General features: G+C 51.8%; 14 protein-coding genes. All 14 read left to right on the plus strand.

The genetic code is table 11. The features are described from left to right. Nucleotides 1–10 precede the first annotated feature (10 nt). The 14 genes from hpt (at nucleotide 11) to M3194_RS29035 (ending at nucleotide 17004) form a co-directional block, all read left to right on the plus strand. Nucleotides 11–550, plus strand: a complete 540-nt coding sequence (gene hpt / locus M3194_RS28970) for a hypoxanthine phosphoribosyltransferase (RefSeq protein WP_012772064.1) — start codon at nucleotides 11–13, stop codon at nucleotides 548–550. Nucleotides 551–654: 104 nt separating this feature from the next. Further along, the gene (gene ftsH / locus M3194_RS28975) at nucleotides 655–2664 is read left to right on the plus strand and encodes an ATP-dependent zinc metalloprotease FtsH (protein WP_251657629.1); all 2010 of its coding nucleotides are present in this window, start codon (nucleotides 655–657) and stop codon (nucleotides 2662–2664) included. A 338-nt stretch (nucleotides 2665–3002) separates the two neighbouring features. After that, on the plus strand, nucleotides 3003–4073 hold the full coding sequence (locus M3194_RS28980) for a BMP family lipoprotein (protein ID WP_251657630.1): 1071 nt from the start codon (nucleotides 3003–3005) through the stop codon (nucleotides 4071–4073). Between the two features lie 109 nt (nucleotides 4074–4182). Then, a complete protein-coding gene (locus tag M3194_RS28985; RefSeq protein WP_251657631.1) occupies nucleotides 4183–5727 on the plus strand; it encodes an ABC transporter ATP-binding protein in 1545 nt (514 codons plus the stop codon). 6 nt (nucleotides 5728–5733) lie between these two features. Further along, on the plus strand, nucleotides 5734–6828 hold the full coding sequence (locus tag M3194_RS28990) for an ABC transporter permease (protein ID WP_251657632.1): 1095 nt from the start codon (nucleotides 5734–5736) through the stop codon (nucleotides 6826–6828). Further along, a complete protein-coding gene (locus tag M3194_RS28995) occupies nucleotides 6825–7787 on the plus strand; it encodes an ABC transporter permease (protein ID WP_251657633.1) in 963 nt (320 codons plus the stop codon). Before M3194_RS28990 ends, M3194_RS28995 begins: the two co-directional genes overlap by 4 nt. Nucleotides 7788–8037: 250 nt before the next feature. Further along, nucleotides 8038–8976 (plus strand): quinolinate synthase NadA, encoded by a 939-nt coding sequence (gene nadA, locus M3194_RS29000; protein WP_091190584.1) that lies wholly within the window; start codon nucleotides 8038–8040, stop codon nucleotides 8974–8976. A 45-nt stretch (nucleotides 8977–9021) separates the two neighbouring features. Continuing rightward, a complete protein-coding gene (gene nadB / locus M3194_RS29005) occupies nucleotides 9022–10638 on the plus strand; it encodes an L-aspartate oxidase (RefSeq protein WP_251657654.1) in 1617 nt (538 codons plus the stop codon). Further along, the gene (nadC, locus tag M3194_RS29010) at nucleotides 10631–11515 is read left to right on the plus strand and encodes a carboxylating nicotinate-nucleotide diphosphorylase (protein WP_251657634.1); all 885 of its coding nucleotides are present in this window, start codon (nucleotides 10631–10633) and stop codon (nucleotides 11513–11515) included. The genes nadB and nadC overlap by 8 nt, the downstream gene beginning before the upstream one ends. After that, the gene (locus M3194_RS29015; RefSeq protein ID WP_251657635.1) at nucleotides 11512–12282 is read left to right on the plus strand and encodes a type III pantothenate kinase; all 771 of its coding nucleotides are present in this window, start codon (nucleotides 11512–11514) and stop codon (nucleotides 12280–12282) included. Before nadC ends, M3194_RS29015 begins: the two co-directional genes overlap by 4 nt. A 2-nt stretch (nucleotides 12283–12284) precedes the next feature. After that, nucleotides 12285–13184, plus strand: a complete 900-nt coding sequence (hslO, locus tag M3194_RS29020) for an Hsp33 family molecular chaperone HslO (protein WP_251657636.1) — start codon at nucleotides 12285–12287, stop codon at nucleotides 13182–13184. Between the two features lie 19 nt (nucleotides 13185–13203). Continuing rightward, nucleotides 13204–14169 (plus strand): peptidylprolyl isomerase, encoded by a 966-nt coding sequence (locus M3194_RS29025; RefSeq protein ID WP_251657637.1) that lies wholly within the window; start codon nucleotides 13204–13206, stop codon nucleotides 14167–14169. Between the two features lie 225 nt (nucleotides 14170–14394). Continuing rightward, nucleotides 14395–15333, plus strand: a complete 939-nt coding sequence (gene cysK, locus M3194_RS29030; protein ID WP_251657638.1) for a cysteine synthase A — start codon at nucleotides 14395–14397, stop codon at nucleotides 15331–15333. A 105-nt stretch (nucleotides 15334–15438) separates the two neighbouring features. Continuing rightward, nucleotides 15439–17004 (plus strand): anthranilate synthase component I family protein, encoded by a 1566-nt coding sequence (locus tag M3194_RS29035; RefSeq protein ID WP_251657639.1) that lies wholly within the window; start codon nucleotides 15439–15441, stop codon nucleotides 17002–17004. Nucleotides 17005–17037: the final 33 nt, after the last annotated feature.

Here is a 17037-nt window from a genome sequence, read left to right on the forward strand (position 1 = left end):
GATTTACATTTTGTTGAACGATATTAAAGAGGTACTCTATGACGAAGGACAAATCAAAGCGAAGGTGAAGGAACTTGGGGAAACGCTGAGCCGTGACTTTGACGGGCGTAATCCGCTCGTTATTTGCGTCCTCAAAGGCGCATTTATTTTCATGTCCGACCTGGTCAAAGAGATGCCGATTAAACTTGAAATCGACTTTATGGCGGTATCGAGCTACGGGGCTTCGACCAAATCGTCGGGTGTCGTCAAGATTATTAAAGATCTTGATGCTTCTGTAGAAGGGCGTGACGTCCTGATCGTCGAAGATATTATCGACAGCGGTCTGACGCTAAGCTACCTGATCGATGTGCTGGAGCGCCGCAATGCCAAGTCGGTAACGGTTGCTACGCTCTTCGATAAGCCTGCGCGCCGTTCGGTGGATCTGGAAGCGGACTACACCGGCTTCTCGCTGCCGGATGAGTTTGTTGTCGGCTATGGCCTCGATTACGCAGAGAAATACCGCAACCTTCCGTTCATTGGCATTCTGAAGCCGGAAGTTTACGAGAAATAGAAATTGCGGTTAAACCGGCATGCCTCCCCCTCGCCTTTGGTTCTATTGAGATGGAAAGTCATGCTATGTTAAAATATTAGAAGCGTCTTGAGAGGAGGTAGGGGATGAATCGGATCATCCGTAACACTGGATTTTATTTGATCATCTTTTTAGTAACGGTTGGGATTATTCAGTTTATCAGCAGCCAAAATAATACTACCGTCGGAATTCGTTACGATCAGCTTCGCCAGGCGATCAGTTCCAACAATGTTGAAGAACTGACCGTGAAGTACGATGGTTATACTTATTTGGTTTCAGGTAAATATAAAGAGCCGCCTGCGGACTCCAAAGGAGAGAAGAACTTCTCATCGCGGGTAGCCTTGGAAGCGGGAGAAGATATTCTCGCTGCAGAAGAGCAATATGGATTCAAGCTGAACTATAAGCCAATGGATACACCAAGCATCTGGCTTACGTTCCTTACTTCCATAATTCCGTTTGTGATCATATTTATTTTGTTCTTCTTCCTGATGAATCAAGCCCAGGGCGGCGGCGGCAAAGTGATGAACTTTGGCAAGAGCCGCGCAAGGCTGTACAACGAAGAGAAGAAGCGCATCACGTTTGAGGATGTGGCAGGTGCCGACGAAGAGAAGCAAGAGCTTGTCGAAGTCGTTGACTTCCTGAAGGATCCTCGCAAATTCAATGTGGTGGGCGCGCGTATTCCGAAGGGCGTATTGCTCGTTGGTCCTCCGGGTACCGGTAAAACGCTTCTTGCCCGCGCCGTAGCCGGCGAGGCAGGCGTACCATTCTTTAGCATCTCCGGTTCGGACTTCGTGGAAATGTTCGTTGGTGTTGGTGCATCCCGTGTCCGCGACTTGTTCGAGAATGCGAAGAAAAACGCTCCTTGTATTATCTTTATTGACGAGATCGATGCGGTTGGCCGTCAGCGCGGCGCCGGACTTGGCGGCGGACATGACGAACGTGAGCAAACGCTCAACCAATTGCTCGTTGAGATGGACGGCTTTGGCGCCAACGAAGGCATTATTATCGTCGCAGCGACGAACCGCCCGGATATTCTTGACCCGGCGCTTCTTCGTCCGGGACGTTTCGACCGTCAAATTACGGTTGACCGCCCAGATGTGAAAGGCCGTGAAGCTGTACTGAAAGTACATGCACGCAACAAGCCGCTTAATAAAGACGTTAAGCTTGATGTCATTGCTAAGCGTACAACCGGCTTCACCGGTGCAGATCTGGAGAACCTGCTGAACGAAGCAGCCCTCCTTGCTGCCCGCCGCAACAAGAAAGACATTGCCATGCAAGAGGTTGATGAAGCGATTGACCGCGTTATCGTTGGTACGGAGAAGAAGAGCCGTGTCATCAGCGACCGCGAGAAGCGTATCGTCGCCTACCACGAAGCAGGTCATACCATTGTCGGCTACTTCCTGGAGCACGCGGACATGGTGCATAAAGTTACAATCATTCCTCGCGGCCGCGCCGGCGGTTACGTCATTATGCTTCCGAAGGAAGACCGTATGCTCGTAACGAAGCAAGAGCTGCTCGACAAAGTAACGGGTCTGCTTGGCGGACGGGTTGCAGAGGAATTGTTTATCGGCGAGATTGGTACTGGCGCATACAGCGACTTCAAGCAAGCCACCGGTATCGTCCGCAGCATGATTATGGAATACGGCATGAGCGACAAGCTTGGCCCAATGCAATTCGGCCAATCGCAAGGCCAGGTATTCCTTGGCAGAGACCTTGGTCACGAGCAGAATTATTCCGATAAAATTGCTTATGAAATTGACCAAGAAATGCAAAACTTCATCAATGATTGCTACACTCGCGCGAAGCAGTTGTTGACGGATAAGAGCAGAGAAGTACATCTGATCGCTCAAACGCTGCTTAAAGAAGAGACGCTCGAGCTTGAGCAAATCAAGAATTTGATTGAATCCGGAGATCTTGCGGGCGGAGATAAGCCTGTCGGAGAAGGAAGCGGAGCAGCTGAATCTTCTTCCGAGCCAATCGTAGATACGATCGGCGGCGTGAAGGTTCGCATTCAAGGCCGTGACGCAGGCGATATTACGCCTCCTGAACTGGATGAACAAAAACCAGACGACGAAGATCCAAACAAAGGATCTTAATAATCAAGCAGCTGTCTTATGTTTGCATTCGCAAGCGTGAGGCAGCTGTTTTTTTGGATATATGTTTCATTGTTCGGATTCTGAGGGTAATAACAAGCAAACACGTCGGGATTAAGTCAGCTATTTGTTGGAAAATTCCGAACGATCTCGCACAAAAGTTACATAAATGAACCATGTTCTACTGAACATAATTTCTGTGTTAAATTAGTTGACATAATGTGATTGACGGCTGTTAGATTGTAATTATAATTAAGAAGAATAGCGGCGGTGGACATCAAGAATAATAAAGATAGTACAATTGCCCTAACTAAAATAAAAAGCAGGGGAGAGAAACAGGTATGAAAAAACAGGCGGGTTTAATGCTTATGATTATCCTGGCGTTGACAGTTGTCTTGTCCGCATGCGGAAGCAAGAGCGACAATGGCGCAAATAACGCTAACACGGGCGGCAATGCAGGTACTGCATCTCCGGACGCATCCGAAGCACCGGCTTCTAAACTGAAGATCGGTATGGCAACGGACGTTGGCGGCGTTAACGACAAATCCTTCAACCAAAGCGCGTGGGAAGCTCTGAAGAAAGTAACGGCTGACACTGGCGCTGAAACAAAATATCTTGAATCCAAAGGCGATGCCGACATGGAGCCTAACTTGAAGGCTTTCGTATCGGAGAAATATGATCTGACTTGGGGTATCGGTTTCCTGTTTACGGATGCGATGACTAAAGTTGCAACGGAAAATCCGGATTCCAAATTTGCGCTTATCGACGCGGCAGTAGAGCTGCCAAACGTTGAGTCCGTAGCATTTGCGGAGAACGAAGGCTCCTTCCTCGTTGGTGTAGTTGCAGGTCTGACAACAAAAACAAACAAAATCGGCTTTGTAGGCGGTATGGAAATTCCGGTTATCAAGAAATTCGAAGCCGGCTTTAAAGCGGGTATCGAAGCGGTTAACCCTGAAGCTGCAAAAGCACTGAAAATCAACTATGTAGGCGACTTCTCCAAGCCTGACCTTGGCAAGCAAGCGGCTGCTACGATGTACGACGCTGGCGTCGACATCATCTTCCACGCTTCCGGCGCATCCGGCAATGGCGTATTCAACGAAGCGAAATCCCGTAAAGACGCGGGTAAAGACGTATGGGTAATCGGCGTTGACAAAGACCAATCGCTTGAATTCGGTGACGAAATTACACTGACTTCCATGATGAAAGGCGTAGAAGCTGCCGTTTATAAAGTATCGACTGATCTGATCAACGGCAACTGGAAAGGCGGACAAGTCGTAACTCTTGGTCTGAAAGACAATGGCGTAGGCTTGCCTGAGACTTCCACGAAGAACGTTCCAGCTGATGTTTTGGCTAAAGTTGAAGAGTTCAAACAAAAAATCATCAGCGGCGAGATTACGGTGCCTACCGAATAATTTTCGGACAGAAAATTATTTGATGTCGCTGTGTCAAGGCAAGGCCGGCTCCAGCCGGTCTTGTCCTTTTTTGCCATTAAGGTAGAAACCCCGGGGGGATGATGGAAGAATGATCCGGAGCACAACGGCTGTCGAACTAAAAGGAATAACGAAACGTTTTCCAGGGTTAGTGGCCAATGATAACATTAATTTTGAACTGAAAAAAGGCGAGATTCATGCCCTTCTTGGTGAGAATGGCGCGGGTAAATCGACGCTAATGAACATTTTGTTTGGTTTGTATCAGCCGGAAGAAGGCGAGATTTGGGTTAACGGCAATAAGACCGTCATTGACGGAGCAGGTAAAGCAATTGAACTTGGGATCGGCATGGTCCATCAGCATTTCAAGCTTGTGCAGCCTTTCACGGTTGCCGAGAATATCGTGCTTGGCAACGAGCCGTCTAAATTCGGTTTTTTGAAGTACAGAAAAGCAAATCAGAGAGTTCGGGATCTTTCCGAACGTTACGGATTGAAAGTAGATCCGCAGATGCGGATTCAAGATATTACGGTCGGCATGCAGCAGCGGGTAGAGATTCTGAAGACGTTGTACCGCGGCGCCGATATTCTGATCTTCGACGAGCCTACGGCAGTACTAACCGTTCAGGAAATCGAAGAGTTGATTGAAATTCTGCGCAGTCTGTCGGCAGAGGGCAAATCCATTATCCTCATTACCCATAAGCTGAAAGAAGTTATGGCTCTTGCCGATACGGTAACCGTAATCCGCAGAGGAAAGGTGATCCGCACCCTTCCGACATCGGAGACAAACGAACGTCATTTGGCCGAGCTCATGGTCGGCAGAGACGTGACCTTCGAAGTTGAGAAATCGAAGCAGGAGCCTGGCGATGTCGTGCTGTCTGTTGATTCCTTGCGCATGAAGGGCGATCAAGGCAAGCAGGTGCTCGACGGAATCAACTTTAATATCCGGGCAGGCGAGATTCTCGGTATTGCAGGGGTAGACGGCAACGGCCAAAGCGAGCTTGTCTATGCGATTACGGGCATGCGAGGCGTAAACGGCGGAAGCGTGAACCTCAATGGCAAGGATATTACGAACCGCACGCCGCGGGAAGTGTCGCTTGCCGGAATAAGCCATATACCGGAGGACCGGCATAAGCATGGTCTGGTGCTTGATTTTACGCTGAGCGAGAACATGATTCTTGGCAGTTATTTCGATCCGCAGTTTGGCAAAAATGGCTTTATCGATTTCAAGGCCATGGACACGCTGGCTGACAAGCTGGTACTTGAGTTTGATGTCCGCGGGTCCGGTATTCATGCCAAAGCCCGTTCGCTCTCCGGCGGTAACCAGCAGAAGGCCATAATTGCCCGGGAGCTGTGGAAGAATCCCGATCTGCTTATTGCGGTGCAACCGACACGCGGTCTCGATATTGGCGCGATTGAATACGTACATAAGCGTCTGGTGGAAGCGCGGAATCAAGGTAAGGCCATTCTGCTCATTTCGTTTGAGCTTGATGAGCTGTATGCCTTGTCCGACCGGATTGCGGTTATGTACGAAGGACGTTTAATGGGTGAAGTGGATGCCGATAATCGCGACGATCAGCAGTTGGGTCTCATGATGGCAGGCGATTCAGCCGCAGCTGCTTCAACAGAAGGGAGGGGGTAGAACAGCATGAATACAATGAGAAAAATATTCGACAAGTCCTCCTTCCTGGTGCCGCTTGTTGCGATCATCCTGGGTCTTATCTGCGGTGCTCTTGCCATGCTTGCCGGCGGATATGATCCATGGCTGGCTTACAGCTCCTTGGTGAAGAAGCTGTTTGGCAGTCCGTATGATATTGGCGAGGCGATCCGCGCGATTACACCGCTTATCTTTACGGGTATTGCAGTAGCTTTTGCCTTCCGTACGGGCCTCTTCAATATTGGTGCGGACGGTCAATTCCTGATGGGGATGACAGGCGCGACGATTGTGGGGGTAACTCTTGATTTGCCATGGTACATCCATGCGCCTCTGGCGATTATTGTAGGCGGTCTGTTTGGCGGCCTGTGGGCGGCACTTGCCGGCTACCTGAAGGCAGCCCGCGGCGTCAACGAGGTTATCTCCTCGATTATGCTGAACTGGATTGCGCTTTTCCTGTCTAACTATATCGTAGGTACTTATCTCGTTATGGAAGGCCAACAGAAGTCCAAGCCGATTCATGAATCGGCGCTTGTATCGATCAAATGGCTGTCCGAAAGCATGGGCAATGCCCGGATGCATTGGGGAACGCTGTTTGCGATTATCGGCCTGATTGTGTTTTATGTCATCTTGTGGCGCACGAAAAAAGGCTATGAGCTGCGCGCAGTTGGTCTCAATCCCCACGCTGCGCTGTATGCCGGCATGAACGTCAACCGTACAATCGTTACTTCGATGTTTATCAGCGGCGTATTTGCGGGTCTTGGCGGCGTGTTCGAGATTCTGGGCGTCTTCGGCTACCAGACGGTTATGGCCGCTTCATGGGGGTATGGCTTTGACGGTATCGCGGTTGCGCTTCTTGGCGGCAACACGCCTATCGGCGTATTCCTCGGGGCTATTCTGTTCGGTGGGCTTAGCTACGGTTCGGCGGGGATGAGCTTTGGGGCGAATGTGCCGCCGGAAATTGTCCGGATCGTTATCGGCTCGATCATTTTCTTTGTTGCTTCGCATGGACTCGTGAAGTTCTTCCTGAAGCCATTTATGATTCGCCGCTCGAATAAGGGCAAATCGGAAGGAGGCGGTGCACGATGAACGCACTTGATACAATCGGACAATTAATCAGTATTACGCTTGTTTTCTCGACGGCGCTCATCTTCACCGGTCTTGGCGGGGTATTCTCGGAACGGTCCGGCGTTGTGAATATCGGTCTTGAAGGACTTATGATCGCAGGCGCTTTTGGCGCTGCCGTATTTACGGATCAAGCCATTCAAGGGGGAATGAAGCATGGCGCTCCTTGGATTGGGCTGCTCGCAGGCTTAGTGTTGGGGCTTGTGGTATCGCTGTTGCATGCCGTTGCCACCATAACGTTTAAGGCCGACCAAACCATTGTTGGCGTCGTTATTAACATCCTTGCGGCCGGGTTGGCCATTTATTTGACGAAAAGCTTGTACGAAGGCTCCGGGCAAACAACAACGCTGGAGTATGTATTTAATCCGGTTGCTATTCCGGGGCTATCCGATATCCCTCTGCTCGGCAAAGGGATCTTCACCGCTTACCCGACCACTTACATCGTCATTGGGGTTGTTATTCTCAGTTATATCGTCCTGTACCGTACGACCTTTGGTCTTCGTCTCCGCGCGGTTGGCGAGCATCCAAGCTCGGCCGATACCGTCGGCATCAGCGTAACGAAGTACCGCTACATCGGCGTTATGCTGAGCGGCGCTTTAGCCGGACTTGGCGGGGCAACGATTGCCCTGACAACAACAAGCAACTTTGCCCATAACACGATTTCCGGGCAAGGCTTTATCGCCATTGCGGCTGTTATCTTCGGGAAATGGAATCCGATTGGCGTAGCCGGCGCGGCCATCTTCTTCGGGATGGCGCAAGCGCTCCGCAACTGGGCGCAGCTGTTCGAATGGTCGCATCATATTCCGAACGAATTTTTCTACATGCTGCCGTACCTGCTGACGCTTCTCGTTCTGGCAGGAGCAGTGGGACGTTCGTCGGCGCCAGGGGCGCTTGGCGAGCCGTATGATCCGGCAAAAAGATAGCTTGGGTCCCGTTGCAAGAGCTGTTAAAGGCCTCTTCTCCGCATTATGCAAAATTTGCTGCGGAGAAGAGGTTTTTTATTGTTTAAATGCATTGACAGTAACCTGCACCTGGAGTAAATTAAACCTTAACAAAAGAATCACAAATAGGCCATTGACTTTGAAATAGTTTGTGCATGATTTCACAAAGTCTGGATAGCCATAATCGGAATGGGTTTTATCGCCCATCCCTCATAAGAGGAGAGGATCAACTGTGGAAGCACTGGCGCTGGAACGCAAGGCGGAACAGAATCGTGAACTGCGTGAAAGGCTCATGCAATTGAAGAAGGAACGCAATGCCATCATTCTTGCCCATTATTATCAACGCGATGAAATTCAAGAGGTGGCCGATTTCCGCGGGGACTCTTTCCTGCTCGCGCAGAAGGCCGCGCAAACCGATGCGGACGTTATTGTTTTTTGCGGCGTTCATTTCATGGGAGAAAGCGCGAAAATCCTGGCTCCGAACAAAACCGTTATTATTCCCGACGAGCGTGCCGGCTGCCCAATGGCCGACATGGTTAACGTAGACGGTTTGCGCAAGCTGAAAGCGCAGCATCCGAACGCGACAGTCGTTACGTATATTAACTCTTCAGCGGAGATTAAAGCAGAGACCGATATTTGCTGTACTTCGGCTAATGCGGTCAAAGTCGTAAACTCGGTAGAAGGCGATGAAGTGATTTGGGTGCCGGACAAAAACCTGGGTCACTACGTGCAGCAAAACACGGACAAGAAGATGATTATCTGGGAAGGCTATTGCAACACGCATGATATGCTTACCGTCAAAGACGTTGAGGAAATGAAAGCGAAATATCCGAACGCGCAGTTTGTCGTACATCCGGAATGCCGCCCAGAGGTTGTAGAGCTTGGCGATTTCGTTGGCAGTACAACGGCCATTATTAAATATTGCAAGGAATCGGATTGTAAGGAGTTTATCGTCGGCACGGAAGACGGTACTGGTTACCAGCTGCGTCTGGACAGCCCGGACAAAACCTTCCATTTTGCATCCAAATATCTGGTTTGCCCGAATATGAAAGTGAACAACTTGAAGAAGCTGGTGAAATGCCTGGAAACCATGCAGCCTCAAATTTACGTTCCTGATCATGTTGCGGATCAAGCTCGTAAGTCCCTGGAGCGCATGTTACTCGTTAAATAGGAGGAGCATGCGCTACTCCTATGATTGGAGGCGCATACGAAGATGATGATACCAAGATACCTTGTTGATCTGTCGATCGAGGACTTGCCTGTAATAGAGAAGGACGTCATAGTAATCGGGGCCGGCATCGCCGGTCTTTTTACGGCACTTCGGGCAAGCGAGAATAACCATTCGGTCTTAATGATTACGAAGAAGTCCCTGCTTGACAGCAATACCCGTTACGCCCAGGGCGGCATTGCCGCTGTGATCTCGGAGGAGGACTCGCCGGCTTATCACCGGGAGGATACGCTTATTGCGGGCGCGGGCCTCTGCTCGGAAGACGCCGTAAATGTTCTCGTTCACGAAGGTCCCGAGGGGGTCAGCAATCTCATCAGCATGGGAACGCAGTTTGATCTGGAGAACGGTGAGTTTGCCTTAACGAAGGAAGGCGCTCACAGCCAGCGCCGCATTCTTCATGCCAATGGCGATGCAACCGGTTATGAGATCGTGCGCGCTCTATCGGAGAAAGCAACGGCCGATCCGGGCATTGACGTATGGGATGACCATTTTGTCATCGACCTGGTCACGCAAGACGGCGAATGCTGCGGGGCTATTGTGCAGAAGCCGGACGGACAGCGCTTGTACGTGCGGGGCAAAGCAACGATTCTGTGTTCAGGCGGAACAGGCCAGTTATACCGTTATACAACGAATCCCGATGTAGCAACCGGAGACGGTATTGCAATGGCTTACCGCGCGGGCGCCCTTATTCAGGACATGGAGTTTGTGCAATTCCATCCGACTTCGCTTTGTTATCCGGGAGCACCGCGCTTTCTAATCTCGGAGGCCGTCCGCGGCGAAGGCGCGATCCTGCGCAATATCCGCGGGGATCGTTTTATGGAACGCTACCATCCTCAACTGGAGCTCGCGCCTCGCGACGTTGTTGCGCGCGCGATTGTCAGCGAAATGGAAGAGACCAAGTCCACCTTCGTTTATCTCGATGTTACTCATGAATCGGCCGATATGGTGAGACATCGTTTTCCGAATATTTATGAGTTCTGTCTGCAGTACGGACTGGACCTTACTACCGACTGGATTCCGGTGGCGCCGGCTGCCCATTATATGATGGGCGGAGTCAAAACCGACCTATTCGGGGAAACCAATATAAGAAGATTGTTTGCATGCGGGGAAGTGTCGTCCACGGGCGTTCATGGAGCAAACCGCCTTGCCAGCAATTCGCTCTCGGAAGCGATTGTGTTCGGCAAACGAATTGTGGACAGCATCATTAAACTTCCCAAGCTGGAGACAAAGCCCGTCATCGCGATCGAGCAGCAGCGCAGCAGCGCGCCTATGCAGGCTGTAGTCGAGAAGCGGCTGAAGCTGCAAAAGGTCATGGTGCGTTATGCGGGGCTTCGTCGCAACGCACAAGGTCTCGGAAGAGGGCTGGAGGAATTGAAGCGCCAGCTGCCGTTCTTCCAATCCGTTCTGACCAAACGGGAGGAATACGAGTTCGCGAACCTGCTGACCTGCGCGATTCTGACGACGGAATCCGCGCTTCAGCGGGAAGAAAGCCGCGGCGGGCATTACCGGGATGATTTCCCTGAGAAGAACGATGCGTTATGGCGCAAGCATACCGTGTTGAACCGGCTGCAAGGGATGACGGAGGAGCGAATTATTTATGTTTGATACAACGTTCGGCACTTATAACCACGCCTTGCGCGAGCTGATTCGCGGATGGCTGGCTGAAGATATCGGAAGCGGGGATATTACGACCGCAACAACGATCCCGGCGGGCTCGCAGTCCACTGCCGTGATCCATGTGAAGGAGAGCGGCATTATTGCCGGTCTCCCGGTTGCACGCCTTGTCTTTGAAGTCGTTGATTCATCGCTTCAGTTTGAAGCTAAAGTAAGCGACGGCGAATATGTTGAAAAGGGCACCGTTATTGCAACCGTGGAAGGCAGCACGCACAGTCTGCTTACGGGTGAGCGCCTGGCGCTGAACCTAATGCAGCGGTTATCCGGCATTGCGACAAAGACGAATGCTTTTGTTGCGGCGCTGGAAGGTTTGCCTGTCCGGTTAGTGGATACGCGCAAAACAACGCCTGGTCACCGGATGCTCGAGAAGTATGCGGTTCGAGTTGGCGGAGGGGCTAACCATCGTTTTGGTTTATATGACGCCGTGATGATCAAAGATAATCATATCAAGGGTGCGGGCGGGATCCGCCAGGCCGTTGAAGCTTCGCGCGCCGCTATTCCTCATACGATGAAGATTGAGGTGGAAGCCGAGTCTCTTGAGCAGGTAGAAGAAGCGCTGGCATGCGGTGCGGATATCATTATGCTCGACAATATGGCGCCGTCGCTTATAACGGAGGCGGTTGGTTTGATTAAAACGCGTTCGCCTCATGTTATTGTAGAGGCATCGGGCAACGTGCGCCTGGATACCGTTCGTGCAATTGCGGCCTGCGGCGTAGATGTGATCTCCGTCGGCGGCTTGACATACTCGTTTAATGCCCTAGATATCAGTCTTGATTTAAATGCGAAAAAAGGAGGCGCTCCTGCGTGATTTTAGTTATCGATGTGGGCAACACAAACATCGTTCTGGGCGTCTATAACGGCAAGGATCTGCTGCATCATTGGCGGCTCAGCACGAACCGCTCGGCGACCGTTGATGAATACGGCATGAACATTCATAACCTGTTCCACTATGCGGGAATCCGGATGGAACAGATCGAAGGCGTTATTATTTCTTCCGTTGTTCCGCCGCTGATGCGCGCGCTTGAGCAGCTGTGCATGAAATATTTGCGCAAGACGCCGCTCGTAGTTGGTCCTGGCGTTAAGACGGGCCTGAATATCCGTTATGAGAATCCGCGAGAGGTTGGAGCGGACCGGATCGTAAACTCCGTTGCGGGTATCGTCAAATATGGCGCGCCGCTTATCGTGGTTGATTTTGGCACGGCCACAACCTTTGATTATATCGATGCTTCGGGAAGCTACCTTGGCGGAGCCATTGTGCCGGGGATCGGCATTTCGACAGAAGCGCTCTACCAGCGTGCGGCGAAGCTGCCGCGCATTGAACTGGTGAAGCCGAAGAGCGTTATTGGACGCAACCCGGTTACTTCGATGCAGGCAGGCATTATCTACGGTTATGCCGGACAAGTAGACGGCATTGTTAACCGGATCAGAAAAGAGTTCCAGGTCAGCCCGCGCGTTGTAGCAACGGGAGGGCTAGCGGAGTTAATTAGCACGGAATCGGAAACGATAGAAGAAGTCGATCCACTTCTGACGTTGGAAGGATTGCGCATTATTTACGAACGGAATCAGGAGGGATAACCATGGAGCATTTAACAGACGTACTCGTTCGGGGTACAGCGTGGGGAGGTAAGATTCGCGTATTTGCAGCCCGCACCACCCAGCTCGTAAGCGAGCTTCAGCGACGTCATCAGACGCTGCCGACGGCAACGGCCGCATTCGGGCGGACGGCAACAGCCGCTGCTATTATGGGAGCCATGCTGAAGGGCGAAGAGCAGTTGACGGTAAAAGTAAAAGGCGACGGTCCCATCGGCCAAATCGTCGTAGACGCCAATGCGCACGGTGAGGTGCGCGGTTATGTGGATAACCCGAACGTACTGCTGCCAAGCAATGCGCATGGGAAGATTGATGTTGCCGGCGGAGTTGGCCGAAGCGGCTACCTTCATATTATTAAGGATCTTGGCCTCAAGGATCCTTACCTTGGCAGCGTACCGATCGTTTCGGGCGAGCTGGGTGAAGATTTTACTTATTATTTCGCCATATCGGAGCAGACGCCCTCCGCGGTTGGTCTTGGCGTGCTTGTTGAACCGGATGCAAGTGTCACCCATGCAGGCGGTTTTATCATACAGCTTCTGCCGGGTCTGACGGATGAAGAGATTACCCGTCTCGAACAGGCCATTGGGTCAATCCCGCATGTGACGCAGCTTCTGGAGCAGGGCGAAACACCGGAAGGCATCCTGCGGAGACTGGTAGGCGACGATCTGCAGATCCATGATGATCTCGAACTGAAATTCCAGTGCAAATGCTCGAAGGAGCGCGTGGAGCAGACGTTGATCAGCCTTGGGACATCCGAGCTCGAGCAGATTATTGAGGAAGACGGCAAGGCAGAGGTTGTCTGCCATTATTGCAACGAGGCGTATACGTTTGACCGGGAGCAGCTGCAAGAGCTGATTAACCAGGCAAAGCCAAATCTTGTGCAATAATGCCGGGGGCATCGGGGAAATGAAGAAATACGGGGTAGTAAAAGCAGTTGTTGTTCTTCAAGCGATCTGCATGATCGTTCTCAGTGTGGCGGTAATCGTGAAGCTGTCTCCGTTCTCGGATGATCCCGAGCAGCATGATCCCGATTCGGAGACAAAAGCGCATACGCCAAGCGATTCCGATACCGCTCTAAGCAATGGAATCGCGGCCACGGTAGGCGGGGTTCCAATTACCGCCGCGGAGCTGGCAGCTCAGTTGAAGCGGCAGTATGGTACTAACGTATTGCGAACAATGATGGTTCACAAAGCGATCGATCTGGAAGCAGAGGCCCGGCAGCTAAGCGTTTCCTCCGAGGAAGAGGACAGGGAGCTGGCCGCTATGATGGAAGGATACGACAGCGAGGAAGTTTTTTACGAAGTAATGGAAGATCAGCTTGGCATGACAGAGAGTGACGTCAGGGAAGATGTGCAGTACCGCCTGCTCCTTGAGAAGATCGCCATTATGACTGTGGATCTATCCGAAGTGGAGATAGAGAATTACATAACGGCGCATCCGGAGCAGTTTGCCGACAGGCTAAGGCTGCATCTGCAGTGGATCGTCACGGACTCGGAACAGGAAGCAGACGTAGTTCTTGATCGGCTTGCGGCAGGTGATTCCTTCGAAGAACTTGCGCTAGCTTATTCGAAGGATGCGAATACAGCGGAGACGGGCGGCGATCTTGGACTGATAGACTCGGATGACCCTTTCTATGATGCCGGCATGCTGGAAGAAGCAAGCAGGCTGCAGACCGGCGAGACGACCGGGCCCATTCAGGTGAAGGACGGCTATGCCGTTATTCAGCTGCTAGAGCGGCAGAAGACGGATGGCCTTACCGGTCATATCCTGTACGATACCGCGCGGAAGGAACTGGCCCTCTCGAAAGCAAAGCCGCTTAATGAGATCGAGGATGATTTGCTCGAGCAATACAACGCAGAAATTACCCCTTAGAGCACTTATATAATCATCTGAAGGCCGCCCTTTGGCGGCTTTCTCCTTACTGAAACCTGCCACTGAACGAGGTCGCTCATCTACAGGCGGCTCCGGGCAAGAGCCTTTTCCCTTATCTTGTAAATTCAAGAAAGAAACTATTGACAACGGATATAAGAGATTGATAAGATGTTATTAGTGAAAAAACCAACTAAAATAGTCGGAATAAGGGAGGCAATTATTCTCATGGCTAGAATCGTTAACAGCGTAACTGAACTTATCGGTGATACACCTCTTGTTCGTTTAAACCGCCTTGTACCGGAAGACAGCGCGGAAATTTATGTAAAGCTCGAGTACCAGAACCCGGGCGCAAGCGTTAAAGACCGTATCGCGATCAGCATGATCGAAGTAGCGGAGCAAGAAGGCCGCCTGAAGCCGGGCGATACCATCGTTGAGCCTACAAGCGGCAACACGGGTATCGGTCTTGCAATGGTAGCTGCTGCAAAAGGCTACAAAGCTATTCTCGTTATGCCTGAAACAATGAGTATCGAGCGCCGCAACCTGCTTCGCGCTTACGGTGCTGAACTGGTTCTGACACCGGGATCGGAAGGCATGAACGGTGCGGTTCGCAAAGCGGAAGAGCTGGCGAAAGAGAACCCGTCCTACTTCATTCCGCAACAATTCAAAAACCAGGCAAACGTGAAAGTACACCGTGAAACAACAGGTCCGGAAATCGTTGAAGCGATCAACTCGCTTGACGGCAAGCTGGACGCTTTTGTTGCCGGTATCGGCACTGGCGGTACAATCTCGGGTACAGGCGAAGTGTTGAAACAGAACTTCGAAGGTATCAAAATCTATGCGGTTGAGCCTGCTGCATCCCCGATCCTGTCGGGCGGCAACCCGGGTCCTCACAAAATTCAAGGTATCGGCGCTAACTTTGTACCGGATATCCTGAACCGCGAGATCTACGACGAGGTTATTACCGTTGAGAACGAAGAAGCTTTCGAATATGCACGTCGTGCTGCAAAAGAAGAGGGTATCCTGTGCGGTATTTCTTCCGGCGCCGCGATCTATGCTGCCCTGAAAGTAGCGAAAGAGCTTGGCAAAGGCAAACGCGTCATCGCGGTTGTTCCGTCGAACGGCGAACGTTACCTGTCCACGCCTCTTTTCAACTTCGAGAACTAATATTGTCTCCCATAAGTCCCCCATTCCTTTCGGATGGGGGCTTTTTGACGTTTGCGAAGGCTTTTTGTATACTTAGCAAATCATACCTGATCGGAGGAAATCGACATGTTCACCGCACCTCAGCAATGGGCCTTATGGCAGGCGGAGCGCACATATACAACCTTGCCAATGCTGAAGCGTATTCCGCTTGAAGCGGTTACGGTTGATTCGTGGGAGGCAGCCTGGCGCGAAGCTTCACCGCATGCATTTGTACTAGAGAGCGGCAAGGATGGACGTTATACCTATTTGGGCCTTCATCCGGAGGGCGTTATCCGCGGTAAGGGACTTCAGGCGGAGTCAACGGAGTGGGACCTTCAAGGCCGCATAATGCCGGAACAGCACTGGGAAGGGAAGCCGCTTGAGGTCGTAAGGCGCTGGATGGAGCCGTACCGTTCCCCTAAGCTTGCAGAAGGGCCTAAATGGACGGGCGGCTGTGTAGGCTTCTGGAGCTATGACGTGATCCGGTCTATAGAGCGGCTGCCGGAGCTTGCTGCGGATGATACGGGACTGCCGGATTATCTGTTCCTTCGGATGAACCGGATCTGGATTGTCGATCAGCAGGAAAAAACATTGTATTGCGCGGTCCATACCGCGGTTACCGGCGAAGAGGACGAGGCGGAGCTGAAGGCCAAATACGATTCGGCTGTCGTACAAGCCGACGAGATGGCCGCATTCTGGCAGCAGCATCTTCAGCCGCAGAACGGCAGAGCAGCCGCTGTTCGCGAGGAACGCAGACAATTCACGGCGAGCGATAGCCTTCATATCGATGTGGAATCGGTAGAAGGCATTACGTCGCCGTTCCGCAAAGAGGCCTTTATGGACGCGGTGCGCCGGATTCAGCAGTACATCGGCCAGGGGGATGTGTTCCAGGTCAATTTATCGCAACGGCAAAGCCGGAAGGTCAGCTCCTCGCCGGAGGAGCTGTACGAATGGCTGCGTATTTTTAACCCCTCCCCGTATATGGGCTTTCTCCGTTGTCCGGACTTCCAGCTCGTCTCGGCTTCTCCCGAGCTCTTGGTCGAGCGGAACGGCGATAAGCTGGCTACCCGGCCGATTGCCGGCACGCGGCGCCGTGGCAGGTCGGAGGAGGAAGACCTCCAGATGGCAGAGGAGCTCCGTACAAGCGAGAAGGAGCGGGCCGAGCATATCATGCTCGTGGATCTGGAGCGGAACGATCTCGGGCGGATATCGGAATTCGGGACGGTTAAAGTCGAAGAGCTGATGGTTATTGAATATTACTCCCATGTCATGCATCTGGTCTCGCAGGTCGAGGGCCGTCTGGCGGACGGAAGGGACGCCTTTGATGTCATAGCAGCCACTTTCCCGGGGGGAACGATTACGGGTGCGCCTAAAATCCGGACGATGGAGATCATTGAAGAGCTTGAACCGGTGCGGCGCGGACCATACACGGGATCGCTCGGATGGATTGACTATAACGGCGATATGGAATTTAATATAATAATAAGAACGATGGCGGTGAAGGACGGTATCGTAAATATCCAGGCGGGAGCGGGAATCGTCATTGATTCCGATCCAGAGCGGGAATATTACGAATCGTTAAATAAAGCGAAGGCACTATGGAAGGCGATTCAGTACAGTGAACGGTTTGCCGAGCAGACAAGCCGGGCATAGTGCGGGGCGATATACAAAGGGGGAGCAGGAGCG

This window comes from Paenibacillus glycanilyticus (assembly GCF_023715145.1).
In the GTDB taxonomy this organism is placed as follows: Bacteria; Bacillota; Bacilli; order Paenibacillales; family Paenibacillaceae; genus Pristimantibacillus; species Pristimantibacillus glycanilyticus_A.